This is a genomic window from Pusillimonas noertemannii (assembly GCF_003096595.1).
Taxonomy (GTDB): Bacteria; Pseudomonadota; Gammaproteobacteria; order Burkholderiales; family Burkholderiaceae_B; genus Pusillimonas; species Pusillimonas noertemannii.
In genome coordinates this window covers 14,678-35,994 of the sequence record NZ_QEKO01000011.1, presented here as the reverse complement: position 1 = coordinate 35,994, position 21,317 = coordinate 14,678, and the positions used below count along the sequence as shown (strand labels likewise).

Below are 21,317 nucleotides of genomic sequence, written 5' to 3'. Positions count from 1 at the left end.
ATGACCATTTTTTCTCGAAGCCCCGAAAGCCCGTCCACGCACCTTGCGGGGCATCGTCTGCGCCTGCCGGTATTGATGCTTGCCCTGGCATTGGGCGGATGCGCCACCGATGCCGGCATGCAGTCCGGCGGCTCGCCGATGGTGGCCTATACCGCGGTGGGCTCCGACACGCCGCAAAGGGCCCAGCCGTATTCAGAACACGCCGATGCCTCGCAACAGCGCCGGCCGCGCGCCTTGCCGCCCATAAAGCAACGGCCCACTTATGAAGACGACGTTCCCGCACCCAGAACAGGAACGCAAAACCAGGGCCAGCGCACCACGCTCAACTTCAACGAGGCCGACCTGCAAGGGGTAGTGCGGGCGCTGGCGCAGTTCACGGGGCGCAACTTCGTCGTCGACCCGCGCGTAAGAGGGCAGCTCACCCTGGTTTCCGACACACCGGTCGATGCCGACACCGCCTATTCCATGCTGCTGGGCGCGCTGCGCATGCAGGGCTTTGCCGTCATAGACGTGGACGGCGTCAGCCGCGTGGTGCCCGAGGCCGACGCCAAGCTGCAGGGCGGCCCGGTGGTTTCCAGCGACCAGGCGGCGCGGGGCGGCGAACTGGTCACCCGGGTCTTCCCGCTGCGCTACGAAAGCGCAACGGCCCTGGTGCCCATACTGCGCCCCATGGTGGCGCCCAACAATACCATTGCCGCGCACGCCGGCAACAACACCCTGGTCATCACCGATTACGCCGACAATCTCGACCGCGTGGCCGAAGTCATTTCGCGCATCGACACGCCCACGGCCATCAACACCGACGTCATCCCCATCGAGTACGGGGTGGCGCTTGATGTCGCAGCCCTGGCGCAGCAGCTGCTGCAGGCCTCGACAGGCAGCGACCAGGCCGCGCAGTCGACCACCATAGTGGCCGATCCGCGCAGCAATGCGGTTCTGGTGCGGGCCAGCACGCCCGAGCGCCTGAAGCTGGCCCGCGATCTCATCCGCCAGATCGACAGCCCCGAATCGCGTGCCGGCAACCTGCACGTGGTCTATCTGCGCAACGCCCAGGCCACCCACCTGGCCGAAGTGCTGCGCGGCGCGCTGTCGGGGCAGGGCGGCTCGGGCTCTTCCGACAGCAGCTCGGTGCTCGACAGCGCCATGGACGGAACCGGCAATTCCTCGGCGCTGCAGGGGGCTTTCGCCTCTAACCTGGCCTCCGGCACCACAGGCTCCGGCTCCGGCTCCAGCACGGGCGCGGGCATGGGCGCCTCCATGCCTGATTTCCGCGAGGGCAACCAGCAGTCGGTCGCCTTCTCGGCGGGCGGCGCCACCGTACAGGCCGACCCCACCACCAACACGCTGATTATCTCGGCCCCCGACCCGCTGTACCGCAGCCTGCGCGAAGTGATCGACCTGCTCGACCAGCGGCGCGCCCAGGTGCTGATCGAAAGCCTGATCGTGGAAGTGAACGCCGAAGACGCCGCCGAAATAGGCGTGCAGTGGATGGCAGGCGGCGACAGCATTGCCGACGGCGGCACCTCGTTCTTTGGCGGCGCCAACCTGGGCGGCACCGGCATCGGCACCAACCTGGCCAATTCACGCACCACCATCGATGCGCTGGGCTCGGGCCTGAACCTGGGCGTGGTCAAGGGCACGGTCGACGTGCTGGGCACCCAACTGCTTAACCTGGGTGTGCTGGCGCGCGCCATGCAAAGGCAGGGCGGGGTCAATATTCTTTCCACACCCAACCTCATGACGCTGGACAACGAGCAGGCCAGCATCATCGTGGGCCGCACCGTTCCTTTCGTGACGGGTTCATACACCACCACGGGCGACGGCGCCAGCAACCCCTTCCAGACCGTGCAGCGCGAAGACGTGGGCCTTACCCTGCGCATACGCCCGCAGATCTCCGAAGGCGGCACGGTAAAGCTCTCGCTGTACCAGGAAGTGAGCAGCATCGATCCCTCGTCCACGCTGCCCACCCAGGGGTCCAGCGGCAACATCATCACCCGTAAACGTGCGCTGGAAACCAATGTGCTGGTCGACGACGGGCAGATCATCGTGCTGGGCGGCCTGCTGGAAGACACGGTCGACGACTCCACCACCTCGGTGCCGCTGCTGGGCGATATTCCCATACTGGGCAATCTGTTCAAGTACCAGAAGCGCGGGCGCAGCAAGACCAACCTGATGGTGTTCCTGCGGCCGCACATCGTGCGCACCGCGCAAGACGGCGCCAGCCTGACGCTTGACCGCTACAACTACATGCGCGCGGCGCAAGCCGGCCTGCCGGTGCGGGCCTCGTGGCTGGTGCCCGGCGCCACGGCCGCCAAGCTGCCCGAGATACAGCGCGACCCGGGCACAGGCTTGCTTGACCTGCGCGGCTTCAACCGCGACGCGCCCCAGCCCGAGGCCCCGCAGACGCAGGCCATACCCGTGCCGATGCGGCCCGAGCCCAACGACCCGCTCGGCCCGCTATGATCTCGCGCCTGCCCTATGCCTGGGCCCGCGCTCATCGGGCCCTGATACAGACCGGTGCATCGGGCGCCTCGCTGACCGTTTCCGAGCGCACGCCCGCCTGGGCGCTGGCCGAGATACGCCGCCGCCACGGCACGCTGCCGGTGCGCGAGGTAAGCGATGCCGAGCTCGACACCCTGCTGGCCGCCGCCTATGCGCAAACGGGCGACGCGGCCGAGATCGTGGACGCCGCGGCCAGCGAGATCGACCTCGACCGCCTGATGCAGGACATGCCCGAGATCGAAGACCTGCTCGAGACCAGCGACGACGCGCCGATCATCCGCATGATCAACGCCTTGTTCACGCAGGCGGCTCGCGACGGCGCCAGCGACATCCATATCGAGCCCTTCGAGACGCACTCGGTCGTGCGCTACCGGGTGGACGGCACTTTGCGCGACATCGTCAGCCCGCGCCGCGCGCTGCACAACGCCCTGGTATCGCGCATCAAGATCATGGCCAGCCTCGATATCGCCGAGAAACGCCTGCCCCAAGACGGCCGCATCGCCTTGCGCGTGGGCGGCAGGCCCATCGACGTCCGGGTCTCGACCCTGCCCACCGGCCACGGTGAACGCGCCGTGCTGCGCCTGCTCGACAAAGAGGCCGGGCGCCTGCAGCTGGAACGCCTGGGCATGGCGGGCGACGTGCTGCAGGGCCTGGATTCCCTTATTCGCCAGCCGCACGGCATCTTCCTGGTCACCGGCCCCACCGGCAGCGGCAAGACCACCACGCTGTATGCCGCCCTGGGCCGGCTCGACGCCACCACCACCAACATTCTCACGGTCGAAGACCCCATCGAGTACGACCTGCCCGGCATAGGCCAGACCCAGGTCAACGCCCGCATCGACCTGACCTTTGCCAATGCGCTGCGCGCCATACTGCGCCAGGATCCCGACGTCATCATGATCGGCGAGATCCGCGACCTGGAAACCGCCCAGATCGCGGTGCAGGCTTCGCTGACCGGCCACCTGGTGCTGGCCACACTGCACACCAACGACGCCGTCTCGGCCGTGACCCGCCTGGCCGACATGGGGGTGGAACCCTTCCTGCTAGCCTCCACGCTGCGCGGGGTGCTGGCCCAGCGCCTGGTGCGCAAGCTGTGCCCGCACTGCAAGACAACGCAAGAAGACGGCACCTCGGCCTGGAACCCGGGCGGCTGCGCCTCTTGCGGCCATACGGGCTATAGCGGGCGCACGGGGGTGCACGAGCTTTTCGTACTTGACGACACATTGCGCACCATGATCCACAACGACGAGGGCGAGCACGCCTTGCGCCGCACGGCGCAGCAGGGCGGCATGCGCAGCCTTAACCAGGACGCCCAGCGCTGGGTGGAGCAGGGCGTCACCTCGCTGGAAGAGGTCGCGCGCGTCACGCGCGACGCCTGAAGCACAGGGCCTTACGGAGCACGCCATGCCTTCCTTCCAGTACGAAGCCGTCGACGCCACCGGCCGCAGCGATCGCGGCATGATCGACGCCGACAGCGAACGCAGCGCGCGCCAGGCCCTGCGCGCGCGCGGCCTGCTGCCGCTTTCGGTGCGCGAGACGCGCAAGCGAACGGGGCAGGGCTGGTCGGCCGGCGCCAAGATAAGTGATTCAGACCTGGGCTGGCTGACCCGCCAGCTGGCCAGCCTGCTGGCCGCCCGCCTGCCGCTCGAGGCCGCCTTGAAGGCCACCCTTGAACAGGCCGAACGGCGCCACGTGGCCCAGACCCTGGCGGCGGTGCGCGACGACGTGCGCGCCGGCCACCGCCTGGGCGAGGCCCTGGCGGCCCATCCTCGCGACTTTCCTGAAATCTACCGTGCCCTGGTCGACGCGGGCGAGCAGTCGGGCGACCTGGCCCAGGTGCTGGAAAAACTGGCCGACTACATCGAATCGCGCGGCGCCTTGCGCAACAAGGTGCTCACCGCCTTCATCTACCCGATCATCGTCACGATCGTGTCCATCGGCATCGTCATCTTCCTGCTCAGCTATGTAGTGCCGCAGGTGGTGGGCGCCTTCACCCAGGCCCACCAGACCCTGCCTTTGCTTACCCGCATGATGCTCGCCTCGAGCGATTTCGTGCGCGACTGGGGGCTGTTGACGGCAATCTGCCTGGCCGCGCTGTTTGCGCTGTGGCGCCTGAGCCTGCGCAACCCCGCGGCGCGCCTGGCCTGGCATGCCCGCGTGCTGCGCATGCCCGTGTTCGGGCGCTACGCCATGGGCGTGGACGTGGCGCGCTTTGCCGCCACGCTGGCCATTCTTACCGGCAGCAACGTGCCTTTGCTTACGGCCCTGGACGCCTCGCGGCGAACGCTGAAGAATCGCAAGCTGCAGGCCGCCGTCGACGAAGCCACTCATCGCGTGCGCGAGGGCAGCCCGCTGGCCCAGGCCCTGCAGGCGCAAAAAGTGTTTCCGCCCTTGCTGATCCATCTGGTGGGCAGCGGCGAGCGGACGGGCGAACTGCCGGCCATGCTGGACCGCGCCGCCGGCGTGCTGTCGCTAGAACTGGAGCGACGCGCCATGACCATGACCGCCGTTCTCGAGCCGCTGATGATATTGATCATGGGCGGCATCGTGCTGGTGATCGTGCTGGCCGTGATGATGCCTATCATCGAGATCAACCAGCTGGTGCAATAGCCGGCTCGCGCGTCGGCAGCATCCGGCGCGCCTCCCCCTTGAAAGACATTGGCGCGCCGCCCGGCGTGCACATGCACTATGAACACAGTGCATAGAAACAATGACTTCAATTATATAGACGCATAAGTCTCCAAGACCCACACTAGCCGTACATAAAAAACGGAGACAACCATGACTGTGAAGCTCAAGAAGCGCCTTTCAGGCGTGCTTTGCGTAGCCGCGGCAAGTTCGCTGCTGGCGGCCTGCGGCAGCAGCGGCGACAGCGCAACCGAGGTGGAGCACGGGTTCGTGATCAGCAACGCAACCATCGTTGATACACGCGACGGCTCGCTGCAGCAAGGCAGAACCATCGTCGTGGACGGTGGAAAAATCCAGACCATCACCAGCGAGCGGGTGCGTGCGACGGGTGCAGCGCAAGAGGTGGATGCTTCCGGCAAATACGTCGTGCCGGGCTACATCGACATGCACACGCACGTGATGGAAGCCATCGACCTGCAACCCAACTTCTTCCCGCTGATGATCGCCAACGGCGTCACCGCGTTTCGCGACCAGGATCTCGCTAGCGAAGAGCGGGGCGCGCAGTTGAACGCGGATAGTGCGGCGGGCCTCGTCGACGCGCCCGAAGCCATCTTCGCCGGAGGCGAGGCGCATCTCAACCCGGCCGAGAGCACTTTTGACGCGAGCAACCGTGGCATGCCCTACATAGACCACCTGGGCGCGGGAATGGGATTGCTGGTGGACTGCTCGACACAGGCCCAAGACATACGCACGGAATTCCTGGCGCAAGGCTACCGGCCGTCGGGCATCAATATGGCCCATTTCATCTTGAACCCCAGAGCGTACGACGGCAACCAGAATGCAAGGTTCTACCAGCGTGTCCTGGACACCTACGACGAGAATACGTGCGAGGCGCTCAGCCAGGCCTTCGTGCACAACGGCACATGGCAGATACCCTCGCTCATCCGGCTGCGTACCCAGGATTGGGGCAACGACCCGCTCTATAGGCAGGATCCAAATCTTATTTATGTAGAAGGGTCCAGGCGCGCGAACTGGAACGAAGTGGGGGATATGTTCTCGGCCCTGCCGGCCGACGCCGTCACGACTTTGCAGAACTATTATGAGCTGCAAAAGCGCGCCACCCTGCTCATGCAACGCAGCGGCGTGAAGGTGCTCTCCGGCTCGGATATCGGCGGCATCTGGCTCATAGCCGGCTTCAGCCTGCAACAGGAATTCCAGGAACTGGCTGCCGCGGGCCTGTCGCCGCTCGAAGTGCTGCAAACGACGACACTGAATCCGGCTGAATTCCTGAACCGCCAGGCCAGCATGGGCACGGTGGAAGAGGGCAAGAATGCCGATCTGGTGCTGCTGGATGCCAATCCGCTCGACAGCGTCGACAACCTGGCCAAGATCGACGGCGTGTTCCTGAAAGGACGCTACTTTTCCAAGGCTGACCTTGAAGAGTTGAAGCGCGGCGTGGCCGACGCCTACGCGAATCAGTAGCGGCCCGGCGGCCTTGGCCGCGGCCGAAAAATGGGGGAGACGGCGCGCCGTCTCCCCCCTGGTGCAGAAGATGTGCATGGGTCGAGCCATTCTGGCTCTCCTCCCGTACAGAGGTCATTTACTGCTGGTTTTCGAGTGGTTACAAAAGTTTCCTTCATCGCCCCAACCCGTCCCATTCGCTGCGATATCATGCCTGCATGGCGCGAAAGCCAGGCACCTGTTGGTGTGATTGAAAGGAAAACCATGAAGAAGACCCTGCACACTGTCTTGCTGGCATCGGCATTGGCTGTTTCCCTGGCGACGCCCGCGTGGTCGTCGGGCCTGATGGACAGCATCAAGAGCCAGGCGGCGGGGGCCCTGGGCGGCGGTAGCGCCTCCACTTCTTCACAGTCCACTTCGGCCTTGAGCTCCCTGGGCGACATCGGCGGCCTGGGCTCGGCCCTGGGCCTGCCCAGCATCGGCGGCGACACGGCCGGCAATGCGGCGGGGGTGCTCCAGTACTGCATCCAGAACCAATACCTGGGCGGCGCCGATGCCTCGAACGTCAAGGACAAGCTGCTCGACAAGGTCGGGCTGGGCACGCCGCAAGAGCAGCAGCAAGACACAAGCTACCAGCAAGGCCTGGCCGGCCTGCTGTCGGGCAGCGACGGCAGTTCGTTTGACTTGGGCAAGCTCAAGAGCGACCTGAAAGACAAGGCCTGCAGCTACGTGCTGGATAACGCGTCTTCGCTGCTGTAATAAGCCGCTGTCGAAGAGGAAACCAAGATGACCCACGTCACCAGTGTTGAGCGTGTAAGGCTGAAGCGCAAACCTGAAGCGCAAGCCCGTCAGTGCTTCGCCGCAATGCCCAGGGCAATGCCGATTCCGATACCCATGCCGATGCCCGTGCCCATGCTGTCGATGGCACTGCCAATCGCGGCGCCTATGCCTACGCCGACGGCGATCCAGATTCCCCAATTCATGATGGCTCCATCCTGCTTGCCAAATCGGCTCAAGCTGTGGCTTGCGCCCCTTTAGGTCAACGCCTGATCCCTACATGATAGGGACGCAGGCCACACGCAGCATTGAGGAATTGTTTCCGGAAAAAAAGGCGGTATATAGTGTGGACTTTCGCAATGGATCCACGGGAGCGATTCCGAATGCATGCCAGAAGCCTCGTCCTAGCCTTTACATTCGCCTTGCTGTCCACGGCGGCAGGCGCTGAAGTAAACCCTTCGCTTGCCGGCCAAGCCGTGGTCAAGCCGATTTCGGGCGGCGAACATCGCAAGGAATACGCTCCCAACGGCCAGCTCATCTACGAAGTCATCGAGCAGGCCAGCGGCAACGAACGCAAGGCCACAGAACGCGAATGGACGCAGGACGGAAGCCCGCTGCGCGACCAGGAATTCCTCAACGGCACGCAGATGCGCGCAACATTCTGGTACATGAACGGCCAGGTTCGCGAAAAGCACGTCAACCAGGCGCTGCGCGACCCCAAGGGGCCGCCGGGAGACTACGTCGAGTACTTTTCCGACCTGGGCCTGCCGCAGGCCAGCGGCGTCATGCAAGGTCAGTTCAAGCGGGTGGGCCTGCATCGCTTCTACGACGAGCACGGAAAGCTTCAGGCCGAGCAAACCTACGACGCTTCGGGCCAGCTGGTTTCCGAGAAGAAAATCGGTGCGAACGGCGTGGCCGGCCAAGAGCAGGGCTTCTACCCTGACGGGTCGCGCCGCCTGCCCTGATGTCCGCGCACGGCCTTGTCATTTTGCCTGGACCTCGATGCAGGCTTATCGGAAGAGGGTGCCGAAACCAAGTACAATCGCTGCATCAATGAAAAAGCTCGTGTTCATCCTTCTGCTTGTGCTCATGCCCCTCCAGGCTTCCTGGGGGGTGGTCAGCGCCTACATGCCGCAAGAACACGATGCCTGCCTGCATACGACATGTCCCGCGGCGGGCCACAGCAAAGCCCCGCAGGCACAGGCCAGCGACACCGACCCCGCCGACACGGCAGGCGTCCACCACGAAGACAGGTTTTGCAGCCTGCATGCGCTGACCATCATCGACGCCTTTCCCCAGCTGCACATCCCCCTGCCATTGAGCGTCTCTCTTGAAGCCCGCGAGGCAAGCCACGCTCCCCAGTCGGTGTTCGACAGGCCCGAGCGGCCCAAATGGCCGGCCGCCTGAAGCGGATCGGCGCGTCTTTCTTCTTTACCGCATCGCTCCGCCATTCCCGCAGCAGCCGGGAAGGGCCGCATAAGCTGTCGAAAGAATCCCTTCGACTCTCCATGCCGTAAATCCTGACGGCCTGGCCCCTGCGCTTTCCCGGTACTGCTCACACAACAAGTACGTCAACAGACTATCTTGGAGCGATTCCATGCGCAGTACATTGCTACATCTCGCAGCCGCCATGGCTATTGGGGCCTCAGCATCGGCCCAGTCCCTGCCTCCACTTCATCGACCCGGTGAACCGGCACAAATGCAAAACGCAGCGCCCCTGACCCTGGAGCAGGCGGTCCAGCGCGCGCTGGACGGCAACCACGCTCTTTCGGCGGCGCGCCACACAGCACAATCCGCGGACGGCGTCGTGCAGCAGGCCCGAAGCCGGCCCAATCCGGTGCTGGGCATCGAAGTCGAGGACACCTCGCAAAAGGCCTCGCGCACTACGACCACCACGTTGAGCTTGCCCATAGAACTGGGCGGGAAACGCGATGCGCGCATCGACGCGGCCAGCCTGACCCGCGACATTGCAAGGCAAGAGGCCGAGCAGGCACGCGCCGACGTGCGCTCTCAAGCGGTAGCCGCATTTTTCGAGGTGCTGATCGCCCAGGAAAGGGTGGCCTTGTCCGCCAAGGCCGTCGGCATTGCACGGGACGCGCAGCGCATCGCCGCCAAGCGTGTGGAAGCGGGCAAGGTCGCCCCGCTCGATGCGGACCGGGCACACGTCGAACTGGCCAATGCCGAGCTGGAAGCCGAACAGGCGCACAGCACCTTGCAGGCCGCCCGGCGCGAACTCTCGACGCTATGGGGCGAATCGATGCCCACGTTCACAAGCGCCGAAGGAGCAATCGAAGCACCATCGAACCGCCCCGGCCTGGACGACTTGGCCGCGGCGCTGGAGAGGTCTCCTTTACTGCAGGCGGCGCGCCTCGCCTCCGACCGAAGCCAAGCGCAGCTTGCAGTAGAAAAAAGCAAGCGTTACCCAGACCTGGAAGTCAGTGCAGGAGTCGTTCGCAACAACGAGCTCGGACGTAACCAGATGCTTGTCGGGGTTTCCGTACCCTTGCCGCTCTTCGATCGGAACCAGGGCAATGTCTATGAAGCCTCCATGCTCGTCTACAAGAGCCGGGACGACTATCTGGGCTTGAGAACCCAGCTGCAGGCGCAACTGCAAAGAGCAGCCAGCGAATTCGATCTGGCCAAGAGCGCCGTGCGCAGGCTGGAAGCGGAAATTCTTCCCAGTGCCAATACGGCGTTTGCTCGCGCCAAACGCGGCTTCGAAGCGGGAAAGTTCGACTTCACCGTGGTGCTGGACGCACAACGAACCTTGTTTCAGGCAACGGCCCGGCACTTGTCCGCATTGTCTGACGCCTATCAGGCCCTTGCACAAATTGATCGCATTCTTGGACGCAACTCATGAACACACCAAACCAAACGGGCTCGCGCCGTCGCCCGACCCAGGCGGCGCTGGTCGCCGTTATCGTTCTTGTGGGTGCGCTGCTGGGCACGCTGATAATGACGGGAAGCAGGGCAGGGCATGAGGAGTCGGGCCACGATGGGCACGAGCATGCCCCGGCCTCGCAGCAGGAAGCCTCTTCCCCGGAAACAGACGCCGGCAATGACGAGCATGGTGGCCATGGCGCGAGCCATGAACGCGAAATCGCCTTTTCCCAGGCGCAAATCGACGCGGCCGGGATAACGCTGGCCACGGCGGGGCCCGCCCGCATCGGGGTGTTCGTTCAGCTGCCCGGTGAAATCGCTTTCAACGCCAACCGTACCGCCCAGCTGGTGCCGCGCCTGGCAGGCATCGTTCGGGAAGTGCCGGCCGAGCTCGGACAGGAAGTCAAGCAAGGCGATGTCCTGGCGGTGCTGGCCAGCCCCGAACTGTCGGAGCGGCGTAGCGCGCTAAGGGCTGCGCAAAGGCGGCTGGCATTGGCCAACACGACGTACAGCCGCGAGCGCCAGCTATGGCAGGAAAAAATATCGGCCGAGCAAGACTACCTTTTGGCCCGCCAGCAGTTGCAAGAAGCACAGATTGCGGCGGCGGACGCGCTGGAACAGCTTCAGGCGCTGGGCGCCGACGCGGGAGAAACAGGCCGCTTCAGCCGGCTTGAAGTCAAGGCGCCGTTTGACGGCACCATCGTGGAAAAGAACATCGCCCTAGGTGAAACCGTCGCCGCGGACACGCCGATTTTCAAGATTTCCGATCTCTCGACGGTATGGGCGGACGTGATGGTGCCCGCTCACGCCTTGGGCGCCGTCCGTGTCGGCGGCAAGGCAATCGTGGGCGCCACGGCCTTTGCCTCGCGAGGGGAGGGGACGATTTTCCATGTCGGGTCATTGCTGGGGCGGCAGAATCGGGCCGCCTCGGCCCGGGTCAGCCTGAGCAATCCCCAAGGGTCGTGGCGGCCAGGACTGTTTGTCACGGTGCAGTTGCCGTCTTCGGAAGAAGAGGTGCCCGTCGCAGTCAAACCCCAGGCCGTTCACACCCTGGACGAGGAGACGGTGGTTTTCGTTCGGCATGGCGACGAGTTCGTCGCGCAGCCCATTACCGTGGGCCGAAAGGACGCGGCTGCGGTCGAGGTGCTGAGCGGCTTGAAAGCGGGCGCGCAATACGCCGTGGACAACAGCTTCGTCATCAAATCCGAGCTGGGCAAGGGCAGCGCCTCACATAGCCACTGAAAAAAGGAAGAACCGTGTTTGAACGCATTATCCGTTTTTCAATCGAGCAGCGCTGGCTGACCATACTGGCCGTGCTGGGCATGGCCGCACTGGGCATCTTCAATTACCAGCGCCTGCCCATCGACGCTGTTCCCGACATCACCAACGTACAGGTTCAGATCAATACGCCGGCCCCGGGCTATTCGCCGCTGGAGGTCGAACAGCGCATCACGTATCCGCTTGAAACCGTCATGGCCGGGCTTCCGAAGCTTGAGCAAACGCGCTCATTGTCCCGCTACGGGCTCTCGCAGATCACCGTGATCTTCGAAGAGGGCACGGACGTCTATTTCGCCCGCCAGCTGGTAAACGAGCGGTTGCAAGGCGCAAAGGACCAGCTCCCGCCCGGAATGACCCCCGCGCTGGGGCCGATATCGACCGGCCTGGGTGAAATCTACTTCTGGACGGTCGAGGCGGACGAGGGCGCATTGAAGCCCGACGGAACCGCCTACACGCCCACCGATCTGCGAGAGATCCAGGACTGGGTCATCAAGCCCCAACTACGCAATGTTCCCGGGGTGACAGAGATCAACACCATAGGCGGCTACGCGAAGGAATACTTGATTGCGCCCGACCCAGCCAAGCTGCGCGCCTATGGTTTCACCCTGCAAGATCTCCTGGACGCCGTCGATCGGAACAACAGCAACTTCGGCGCGGGCTATATCGAGCACCATGGAGAACAGGCGCTTGTCCGGGTGCCAGGACAGCTGCAGTCGGTCGAACAAATCGGGCAAATCCTGATCGCCAACCAGACGGGCAGCCCGATTCGCATCGAGGATGTCGCGACGGTGGGCGAGGGCAAGGAGCTGCGCACCGGCGCGGCGACCGAGAATGGCCGCGAAGTCGTGCTGGGCACGGCGTTCATGCTGATGGGCGAAAACAGCAGGGCGGTGTCCCATGCGGTAGACCGCAAAATGCAAGAGGTGAATCGCTCTTTGCCAGACGGGGTCAGCGCAGTAACGGTGTACGACCGCACCGTACTGGTGGACAAAGCCATTGCCACCGTACAGAAAAACCTGCTGGAAGGCGCCATTCTGGTCATCGTGGTGCTGTTCCTGTTCCTGGGCAACATCCGCGCGGCGGTGCTGACGGCGCTTGTCATTCCCCTGGCCATGCTGTTCACCTTCACGGGCATGGTCACTGGCAAAGTCAGCGCCAACCTCATGAGCCTGGGCGCGCTTGATTTCGGCATTATCATCGATGGCGCGGTGGTGATCGTCGAGAACTGCATCAGGCGCCTGACCCATGCCCAAGGCCGGCTTGGGCGCTCCCTGACGCTTTCGGAGCGGTTCCACGAGGTGTTCGCCGCGTCGAAAGAGGTGCGCCGCCCCTTGGTTTTCGGCCAGGCCATCATCATGATCGTCTATCTGCCGGTCTTTGCCCTGACTGGCGTGGAAGGCAAGATGTTCACGCCCATGGCCTTCACCGTCGTCACGGCCTTGCTGGGCGCCATGATCCTGTCCGTAACGTTCGTGCCGGCCGCCGTGGCGCTTTTCATCGGCAAGCGTGTTACCGAAAAAGAAAGCGCCTTCATGCGCGCCGCCAAGCGCGCTTATCGGCCCGCCTTGAACCTGGCCATGGCCAACAAGCCCGTCGTACTGGCCATGGCGCTGGTGGCCGTGGTCTTGTCGGGCCTGATCGGGGCGCGCATGGGCAGCGAGTTCATACCCAGCCTGAACGAGGGCGATTTCGCCATCCAGGCCTTGCGCGTACCCGCCACCAGCCTGACGCAGTCCGTGGAAATGCAGCAGCAGCTGGAGCGCAAGCTGCTTGCGGAGTTTCCGCAGATAGAGCGCATATTCGCCCGCACCGGAACGGCCGAAGTGGCCTCGGACGCCATGCCGCCCAATATATCGGACGCCTACGTCATGCTGCGCCCCAAAAGCCAGTGGCCCGACCCGAAACTGCCTCGCGAAGAGCTCATACGGCAAGTGCAGGCTTCTGCCGCGCAATTGCCCGGCAGCAACTACGAGTTTTCCCAGCCCATCGAGCTGCGCTTCAACGAGCTCATCTCGGGCGTGCGTTCAGACGTGGCCGTCAAGGTCTTTGGCGACGACATGGAGGTGCTTGATTCCACCGCCGCGCAGATTGCCCAGGTGCTCGAGCAAATACCGGGGGCATCCGGCGTCAATGTCGAACAGACCACTGGCTTGCCTGTCCTGACGATTTCCATCGACCGGGCACAGGCGGCGCGTTACGGACTCTCGCTGCAAGAGGTGCAAGATGCGGTGGCGGTGGCCATAGGCGGCCGAGAAGCGGGCACGCTGTTCCAGGGAGACCGCCGGTTCGCGATGGTGGTGCGGCTGCCCGACACGCTTCGCGCCGACGAGGACGCGATCAGGCAACTGCCCATTGCCTTGCCAGGCAGCGGCGGCACCGTCAACCAGATTCCCCTGGGCTCCATCGCCACCCTGGAAACGACCGTCGGACCCAACCAGTTCAGCCGGGAAAACGGCAAGCGCCGCGTGGTCGTTTCCTCCAATGTGCTCGGACGCGATATCGGCTCATTCGTCGCCCAGGCGCAAGAGCGCATGCAGGGCCAGGTTCAGGTGCCGGCGGGGTACTGGGTGGAGTGGGGGGGTACGTTCGAACAGTTGCAGTCGGCGACGTCCCGCCTGCAGCTCGTCGTGCCGGTGGCCCTGCTGCTCGTGTTTGTCCTGCTGTTCATGATGTTCAACAACATCAAGGACGGCCTGCTGGTGTTTACCGGCATTCCTTTCGCGCTCACCGGCGGCATCGTGGCGCTTTGGATGCGCGGCATTCCATTGTCCATCTCGGCGGCGGTGGGCTTCATCGCCCTGTCGGGGGTGGCGGTGCTGAACGGCCTGGTCATGCTGTCCTTCATCCGCGGCCTGCGGGAAGAGGGGATGGCGCTCTCGGCGGCTATTCGCGAAGGGGCGCTGACCCGCCTTCGACCCGTGCTGATGACGGCCTTGGTGGCCTCGCTGGGTTTCGTACCGATGGCGCTGAACACCGGAACCGGCGCCGAGGTACAGCGGCCGCTGGCCACCGTAGTGATAGGGGGGATTGTTTCATCAACCTTGTTGACGCTGTTGGTGCTTCCCATACTGTATGAACTCAGCCACCGGCGCGCAGCCGCACAGGAGACCCGCTCGTGAAACGCCGTAATGCCATTACCCTACCCGTACCGCTTATATCCCGCCGCCGTTTCGTGCAAGGCCTTGCCGTAGGCGGCCTGCTTGCGGGCCTGACGCCCTACGCACAAGCGGGCGGCATGCCTTTGCATCGCGCGGATGCGGGGGCTGCGCCCATTCTAAAAGGCACTGAATTCAATCTGGTCATCAGCGAATCGCCTGTCAATTTCACGGGAAGCCGGCGCACCGCCATTACGGTCAACGGCTCGCTGCCTGCGCCCACCCTGCATTGGCGCGAAGGCGACACCGTGACGATACGCGTGCATAACCGCCTGCGGGAAACCACCTCCATTCACTGGCACGGCATCATCCTGCCCTTCGAGATGGATGGCGTTCCCGGCATCAGCTTTGCCGGCATAGCGCCGGGTGAAACCTTTACCTATCGCTTCAAGCTGCGGCAAAGCGGCACCTACTGGTACCATTCGCACTCGGGCATGCAGGAAGCCATGGGGCTGTATGGAGCCATCATCATCGACCCTGCAGGCCCAGACCTCATACGCGCGGATCGTGAACACGTCGTGCTGCTTTCAGACTGGACGGACGAAGACCCCATGCGGGTGCTGGCCAAATTGAAGATGCAGGGCGACTATTACAACTACAACCGGCCCACGGCCGTGGATTTCTTCCGCGACGTCTCGCAGACAAGCCTTGGGGCGGCGCTGGACAAGCGCAAGATGTGGAATGAAATGCGCATGAACCCCACAGACCTGGCCGACCTATCGGCCGACGTGCTCACCTACCTGCTCAACGGAACCACGCCCGCCGGCAATTGGACGGGGTTGTTCCGGCCCGGCGAGCGGGTTCGGCTGCGGCTCATCAACGGGTCGGCCCATACCTTCTACGATGTGCGCATTCCCGGCCTGGGCCTGACGGTCGTGCAGGCCGACGGCGTCAATGTCGAGCCGGTAACCGTCGACGAACTGCGATTCGGCCCGGGCGAAACCTATGACGTGCTGGTGCATCCGAAAGACGAGGCCTACACCATTTATGCCCAGTCCATGGATCGCACCGGCTACGCACGCGGCACACTGGCCGCACGTGCCGGGCTCGACGCCCCGGTCCCTGCGCTCGATGCGCCCGAGTGGCTCTCCATGGCCGACATGATGGGCGCGATGGGCGGAGCAGGCGGCGGCCATGGCGGTGGAATGGCTCACGACGCTGGCATGCATGGAATGAACCACGCTGCAATGGGTCATGGTGGCGCCACGCCTGGAGGAAGCCACAACAGCATGCACAGTGCGAACCATGCCAGTGCCGCTCACGGCATGAATCACGACGAGATGGCGGGCGAGGGCGCCGGCCTTGAAGTGCGCCATGCAAGCACCGAATATGGTCCCAGCACCGACATGCGGGTGGACATGCCGCGCAATAACCTTGACGATCCGGGGGTGGGTTTACGGAACAACGGCAGGCGGGTGCTTACGCTGTCGGACCTGCATACCATCGGCGGCGCCATGGACCCGCGCGGCGCCGAGCGCGAAATCGAACTGCACCTGACCGGCAATATGGAACGCTACACCTGGTCATTCGACGGGGTCGAATACGGCAAATCGACCCCGGTACATTTCCGTTATGGCGAAAGGCTGCGGGTCATCCTGCACAACGACACCATGATGACGCATCCCATGCACCTGCATGGGCTGTGGAGCGAACTTGAAACGGCTGACGGCCGCTTCCAGGCCAGGCGGCACACCATCCCGGTGCAGCCGGCGCAACGCATCAGCTTTCAGGTTACGGCCGACGCCCTGGGGCGCTGGGCCTGGCACTGCCACCTGATGCTGCATATGGACTCCGGAATGTTCCGCGAAGTGGTGGTGGCATGAAGAAAGCTATTTATCAAATGTCAGGCCTTCAAGGTATACAACATCGCCTGAGACAGGCATTGCTGGCCGCGCCGCTGGCCGTGGCCGCTGGCTTGCCGGCCACGACTTTTGCCCAAGGCCATGCGAGCCACGCCAGTCACGCCGGCCACACAGAACACGCGGAGCATTCCACGCACGGCATCTACGCTGAACCGGCCGGGCCCCAGGCTCACGCGAGCAACGACGTGGAACACACCGGCCATGCCAATCTAATGGATCACAGCGCGAGCAGCATGGGCCACGATATGGATCAGGCCAGCCAGGAGGCAAGCTCCATGGACCACGGCGACATGCCGATGCAGGGCGGCTCCACGCCGGCGAACGCTCGAGACCCTGATGCTTATTCGGGCGGACACGTACGCAATGCGGGCAAGTTTTCCCTGCCGCCGTCCGAAGCCTCGCACATGTCCGACACGCATTATTTCGGCTCGGTCCAGTTCGACCGCTTCGAGCATGTCAGGGCGCAAGGCGAAGAGTGGGGTGCCTACGAAGGCGAAGCATGGTACGGCGGCACCTACAACCGGGCCGTGGTCAAGGCCGAAGGCGAAGTCGCCGGCGGCAAGCTGCGGCACTCGGAAACGCAATTGCTGTGGCGCCATGCCGCCTTTGCCTATTGGGACACAGAGCTGGGCCTTCGGCTCGACCACGACCACGGAGCGCCCAACAGGCAATGGCTTGCATTCGGCATAAAAGGGCTTGCACCGTATTGGTTCGAAGTGGATGCCACCGCCTATGTCGGCCCCGGCGGCAGGACAGCGCTGGGCTTGCACGCGGAATACGACATTCTGCTCAGCCAGAAGCTTTATCTTCAACCCGCGGTTGAAATGAACCTATACAGCAAAGACGACGAAGCGAGGCAAATTGGAAGCGGCCTGGCCGACGTCACGGCCGGCTTGCGGCTCAAGCACGAAATAACGCGCCAGCTGGTTCCATACATTGGCGTGGAATGGGCCGGCAAATTCGGCAGGACGGCGGACTACGCGCGAGCCGCCGGCGAATCGCGGCAGCAGACTCGTTTCGTCGCCGGGTTGAGCTTTCGTTTTTGACGGCCGGGCCGCCATTGTCGATCGATCTCGGCGGAATTGAAGGCTTTCGCTGTCCGGCGACAGCATCCGGGACCTGGACTAAGCAGGGTACGACGCCGCACAAACAATGAACAGGCGGCGTCGACCAACTCGGCCCAGGAGATCCCTTACCAAACATCAAAATCCATTACTTTACATAATATACATTATACGTCATTTGTCAGCGCAAGTTCAGACCCTGAAGCTCTTGGAACTGAACTAGACAAGTCGCGATTACTACAACATCAAGCCACTTTTTTCATGGACCCCTTCTGCCAAAGTTCCATGAGCTCAGCGCTTTTGGCAGCCTTTCCATAGTAAGTCTGGATGTTGAAGACAGCAGCCTCGTGCTCAGCCGGTGTGGGCGTACCCGAGCAGTCAGACGCTAGAACGATGTAGTAGCCTTTCTCGTAACCGTGCCGGGCAGTGGATTCAACGCAGACGTTGGTGGTGAAGCCCGTCATCAGTAGCGTCTTAATCCCGTTAGCCTGAAGCAGGCGTTCAAGGTCAGTGCCCTGGAAGGCGTCATATTGCCACTTAGTAACTACGGGCTCACTATCAAGCGGCTTAATCATTCCTTCATACCAGTCTGTACCCTTTCCACCCTCGGGAATCAGCCAGATATCATCGCCGCCACCCCAAATTGATTTCTGATTGCTGTGCATACGTTTATCAGAAAATATTTCCCGCACCCATACTACGAAAATGCCTGCCTCGCGGCAGACTTCGATTAGTTTGTTCAAACGGGGAACGGCTTCGCGGATTTCTTTCATATCGAAGCCAAAGCGCTGTGCCATTGCTCCCTTTTCAGAGCAAAAGTCATGCTGCGCATCGATAATAATCAGCGCTGAATGTTTCGGATCCGCGATTTCTTTCAGCGTGCTGAGTATTTCTGTGTTGCTCATGTGCGCTACTCCTGAATTAAGGTCACCCTGTGTAACTCGGGTGCTGGCGTGAGCAAGAAATAAAATTGTGGGGTGTAGCTATGCGCGAGTTCCCCCGCTAATGCTCACATTATGGTCACGTTAAGACATTAGAAGCTTTTTTCCATCTCTGACAACTGGGGTTTACGCGCACCGTGTATCAAGCAACAGCTGTCCTAACCGTCTAGCGAATCATCCCGGTTGACGGCTCCACAGGACGTCCGGCTGGCCGGCGGCACGGTTCAGTGCCCGGGCTAATACGAAGCAAAGATCGGACAGTCGATTGAGGTATTGTTTCAGCGGCTCGTTCACGATGCCCGCCAAATGCTTGCCCTCTTCCGCACACGGTTCAGCGCCATGCTCAAGGCCCGATGCAGCATCGCCTGTTTGCGCGGGCTCGGCCGCTTCCATCGCCACCACCGAGCGCTCGGCACGCCGGCATACGGTGCGCGCCACGTGCGCCAGGGCCGCGGCCCGGCAGCCGCCCGGCAAGATGAACTCTTTCAGCGTGCCCAATTCCGCGTTGTAGCGCTCCAATGCTTCTTCCAGAAACAGTACCTGCCGCGCCGATACCGCTACATGGCCCGGAATGCACAATTCGGCACCCAGATCGAACAAGTCGTTCTGTATGCGTCCCAGCAAGGCATCGATGCCGGCCGGCAGGCTTTCAGCGCGCCACAGGCCCAACATGCTGTTGAGTTCGTCGACGTCGCCCATTGCCGCGATGCGGGGCGCGTCCTTGGAGATGCGGCTGCCGTCCCCCAGGCCTGTCGTACCCTGGTCGCCGGTGCGTGTGGTGATTCTTGAAAGTCGTGTAGTCATGATTTTGTCGTCCTATGCCGGCCGGCATGCGCCGGCACGCTTTACGCAAGCTCAGGCTCGCGCCGCACCTGCCACGGGAAAGAATTCGCCGGGCGTACGCCCGAACTGAGCCTTGAACGCTGCAATATAAGCCGAAACGCTTTCATAGCCGCAGTCGAAGGCCACGTTGGTAACGGACTGCCCTTGCTCGAGCAGCGGCAAGGAATGCATCAGACGCAGCCGCTGCCTCCATTGACGGTATCCAAGGCCTGTTTCCCGCAGGAACAAACGACTGAGCGTCTTGCGCGACACCGACAGCCGCTGGGCCCAGTCGTCCAGCGAGTCGCCCGCGGCTGGCCGCGCCTGCAAGGCCTGGCATATTGCCAGTATGCGCGGTTCGGAAGGCCATGGCAGCGCCAATGTAGTGGCCGGCGCCGCGGCCAATCGATCGAGCAGCACGGCGGCAAGCCTACCATCGGACCCTTCGAATGCATAGTCTTCGGGCATTTCGCTGAACGCCTGGATCAGTTCGCGCAACAGTTCACTGACTTCCAGTACAAAGCATGCATTGCTGCTTCTGTTCACCGCTTCGGGGTCGACGTAGAGACTGCGTATCTGCGTGTCCCGCGACGCATAAACCTGATGGGAAACGCCAGCGGGCACCCAGATGGCGCGATGAGGCAAGGCGACGAATCGAGCACTGCCCGTGGCTACCTCGAGCACGCCGCGCGCGGCGTACGAAACCTGTATCCAGGGATGGCTGTGGCGATGGCCGATGACCCGGTTCGACAGCGATTCCACATGCCCATAAAGCGGGCGCGGAAGCCGCTTCAAGCCCGCGAGCTCGGTGTTGTCAATGGAACGCGCCATCTTGCTCTTTGCGGATGCCCTTTCATTCCTCATGTCGCACATGTCTCTTTAGCTACATTATGACGTTTATTAGCGTTAGCGGGAAATCCCAGGCTACGGTATGGTGCGCCCATGAACCGACTACGCCTGCTTTTCGACAACTTCACCCTTTTGCTGATCGCCGTCGTGGCCGCCGCGACGCTCGTGCCGGCGCATGGCATGGGCGCGACCCTGTTCGGCTGGGTCACCGACCTGGCCATTGCCCTGCTCTTCTTCCTGCATGGCGCCAAGCTGTCGCGCCAGGCCATCATCGCGGGCGCCATGCACTGGCGCCTGCATCTTCTGGTGTTCATCTTTACCTTCGTCATGTTCCCCCTTCTGGCGCTGGTCCTGAAGCCGGCGCTGCAGCCCGCGCTGGGCACGGCGCTGTATGTCGGAGTGATATATCTTTGCTGCCTGCCGGGAACGGTTCAATCCGCCATCGCCTTTACATCGCTTGCGCGCGGCAACGTCCCGGCGGCGGTGTGCAGCGCCTCGGCTTCCAGCCTTATCGGCATCGTGCTTACCCCGCTTTTGCTGCAGTGGATGCTGGGTTCGGGCTCGCGCACCTCGTCCACGCTGGACGCCATCCTACACATCAGCGTACAGCTGCTCTTGCCATTTCTGGCCGGGCATTTATCACGCCCCTGGATAGGGCAATGGATAGACCGCAATCAGCACTGGCTGCGCAATGTGGACCAGAGCTCGATTTTGCTGGTGGTCTATACCGCCTTCAGCGCCTCCGTGATCGGCGGCTTGTGGCGCGCCGTGCCGCCCTCATCGTTGATCGTACTCACCGTCGTGTGTTGTGCCCTGCTCGCTCTGGTGCTCTTCATCACCACCTGGTCGGCTCGCCAGCTGGGTTTCAATACACAAGATGAAATCACCATTGTCTTCTGTGGCTCCAAGAAGAGCATGGCCACCGGCGTGCCCATGGCGCAGGTGCTGTTCTCGGCCGGCGCGGTCGGCCCCGCCCTGCTCCCGCTCATGGTGTTTCATCAGATCCAGCTCATGGTGTGCGCCGTGCTGGCGCAAAGATACCGCCAGCGCGGCCAGGCGGACGAGGCGCTCGAAGCCGGATGACTTCGGCCCTGAGAA

General features: G+C 63.0%; 17 protein-coding genes. 13 read left to right on the top strand and 4 right to left on the bottom strand.

Translation table 11 applies throughout. From position 1 onward, the window contains the following. The 5 genes from gspD (at window position 1) to C7440_RS19090 (ending at window position 7,350) form a co-directional block, all read left to right on the top strand. Window positions 1-2,463, top strand: coding sequence for a type II secretion system secretin GspD (gspD, locus tag C7440_RS19110; protein WP_116519599.1), 2,463 nt, complete (start codon window positions 1-3; stop codon window positions 2,461-2,463). Continuing rightward, window positions 2,460-3,881: a type II secretion system ATPase GspE gene (gene gspE / locus C7440_RS19105; protein WP_116519598.1), complete on the top strand. Its 1,422-nt coding sequence runs from the start codon at window positions 2,460-2,462 to the stop codon at window positions 3,879-3,881. Before gspD ends, gspE begins: the two co-directional genes overlap by 4 nt. Before the next feature lie 25 nt (window positions 3,882-3,906). After that, on the top strand, window positions 3,907-5,112 hold the full coding sequence (gene gspF / locus C7440_RS19100; RefSeq protein ID WP_116519597.1) for a type II secretion system inner membrane protein GspF: 1,206 nt from the start codon (window positions 3,907-3,909) through the stop codon (window positions 5,110-5,112). A 171-nt stretch (window positions 5,113-5,283) separates the two neighbouring features. Next, window positions 5,284-6,612 carry an amidohydrolase family protein gene (locus C7440_RS19095; RefSeq protein ID WP_116519596.1) on the top strand — a complete coding sequence of 443 codons (1,329 nt, stop codon included), beginning with the start codon at window positions 5,284-5,286 and terminating at the stop codon, window positions 6,610-6,612. A 243-nt stretch (window positions 6,613-6,855) separates the two neighbouring features. Then, window positions 6,856-7,350: a DUF2501 domain-containing protein gene (locus C7440_RS19090; RefSeq protein WP_116519595.1), complete on the top strand. Its 495-nt coding sequence runs from the start codon at window positions 6,856-6,858 to the stop codon at window positions 7,348-7,350. 89 nt (window positions 7,351-7,439) lie between these two features. On the opposite strand, the gene C7440_RS20220 is transcribed toward C7440_RS19090, so the two are convergent. Then, on the bottom strand, window positions 7,440-7,574 hold the full coding sequence (locus tag C7440_RS20220; protein ID WP_257215401.1) for a glycine zipper domain-containing protein: 135 nt from the start codon (window positions 7,572-7,574) through the stop codon (window positions 7,440-7,442). A gap of 177 nt (window positions 7,575-7,751) precedes the next feature. Between C7440_RS20220 and C7440_RS19085 the strand changes: the two genes are divergently transcribed. From C7440_RS19085 to C7440_RS19055, 7 genes are all read left to right on the top strand, one after another. Beyond that, the gene (locus C7440_RS19085; RefSeq protein ID WP_165832650.1) at window positions 7,752-8,333 is read left to right on the top strand and encodes a toxin-antitoxin system YwqK family antitoxin; all 582 of its coding nucleotides are present in this window, start codon (window positions 7,752-7,754) and stop codon (window positions 8,331-8,333) included. An 88-nt stretch (window positions 8,334-8,421) separates the two neighbouring features. Then, window positions 8,422-8,775 (top strand): hypothetical protein, encoded by a 354-nt coding sequence (locus C7440_RS19080; RefSeq protein WP_116519593.1) that lies wholly within the window; start codon window positions 8,422-8,424, stop codon window positions 8,773-8,775. A gap of 292 nt (window positions 8,776-9,067) precedes the next feature. Beyond that, window positions 9,068-10,228 carry a TolC family protein gene (locus tag C7440_RS19075; RefSeq protein WP_243410980.1) on the top strand — a complete coding sequence of 387 codons (1,161 nt, stop codon included), beginning with the start codon at window positions 9,068-9,070 and terminating at the stop codon, window positions 10,226-10,228. Next, window positions 10,225-11,490, top strand: a complete 1,266-nt coding sequence (locus tag C7440_RS19070) for an efflux RND transporter periplasmic adaptor subunit (protein ID WP_116519591.1) — start codon at window positions 10,225-10,227, stop codon at window positions 11,488-11,490. Before C7440_RS19075 ends, C7440_RS19070 begins: the two co-directional genes overlap by 4 nt. A gap of 14 nt (window positions 11,491-11,504) precedes the next feature. Beyond that, on the top strand, window positions 11,505-14,645 hold the full coding sequence (locus C7440_RS19065; protein WP_116519590.1) for an efflux RND transporter permease subunit: 3,141 nt from the start codon (window positions 11,505-11,507) through the stop codon (window positions 14,643-14,645). Further along, the gene (locus C7440_RS19060; RefSeq protein WP_116519589.1) at window positions 14,642-16,504 is read left to right on the top strand and encodes a copper resistance system multicopper oxidase; all 1,863 of its coding nucleotides are present in this window, start codon (window positions 14,642-14,644) and stop codon (window positions 16,502-16,504) included. Before C7440_RS19065 ends, C7440_RS19060 begins: the two co-directional genes overlap by 4 nt. 17 nt (window positions 16,505-16,521) lie before the next feature. Next, entirely contained in the window at window positions 16,522-17,589 is a 1,068-nt protein-coding gene (locus C7440_RS19055; RefSeq protein WP_116519629.1) for a copper resistance protein B, read from the top strand. Between the two features lie 263 nt (window positions 17,590-17,852). Here C7440_RS19055 and C7440_RS19050 read toward each other — a convergent pair whose 3' ends face one another. The 3 genes from C7440_RS19050 to C7440_RS19040 all read right to left on the bottom strand — a co-directional run bounded on the left by C7440_RS19050 (window position 17,853) and on the right by C7440_RS19040 (window position 20,201). Next, complete coding sequence (locus tag C7440_RS19050) at window positions 17,853-18,512, bottom strand: cysteine hydrolase family protein (RefSeq protein WP_116519588.1); 660 nt, start codon at window positions 18,510-18,512, stop codon at window positions 17,853-17,855. A gap of 210 nt (window positions 18,513-18,722) precedes the next feature. After that, the gene (locus C7440_RS19045; RefSeq protein WP_116519587.1) at window positions 18,723-19,352 is read right to left on the bottom strand and encodes a cob(I)yrinic acid a,c-diamide adenosyltransferase; all 630 of its coding nucleotides are present in this window, start codon (window positions 19,350-19,352) and stop codon (window positions 18,723-18,725) included. A 51-nt stretch (window positions 19,353-19,403) separates the two neighbouring features. After that, window positions 19,404-20,201: an AraC family transcriptional regulator gene (locus C7440_RS19040; protein ID WP_116519586.1), complete on the bottom strand. Its 798-nt coding sequence runs from the start codon at window positions 20,199-20,201 to the stop codon at window positions 19,404-19,406. A 111-nt stretch (window positions 20,202-20,312) separates the two neighbouring features. Between C7440_RS19040 and C7440_RS19035 the strand changes: the two genes are divergently transcribed. Further along, window positions 20,313-21,302, top strand: coding sequence for a bile acid:sodium symporter family protein (locus tag C7440_RS19035; protein ID WP_116519585.1), 990 nt, complete (start codon window positions 20,313-20,315; stop codon window positions 21,300-21,302). The last annotated feature ends 15 nt before the right edge of the window (window positions 21,303-21,317 follow it).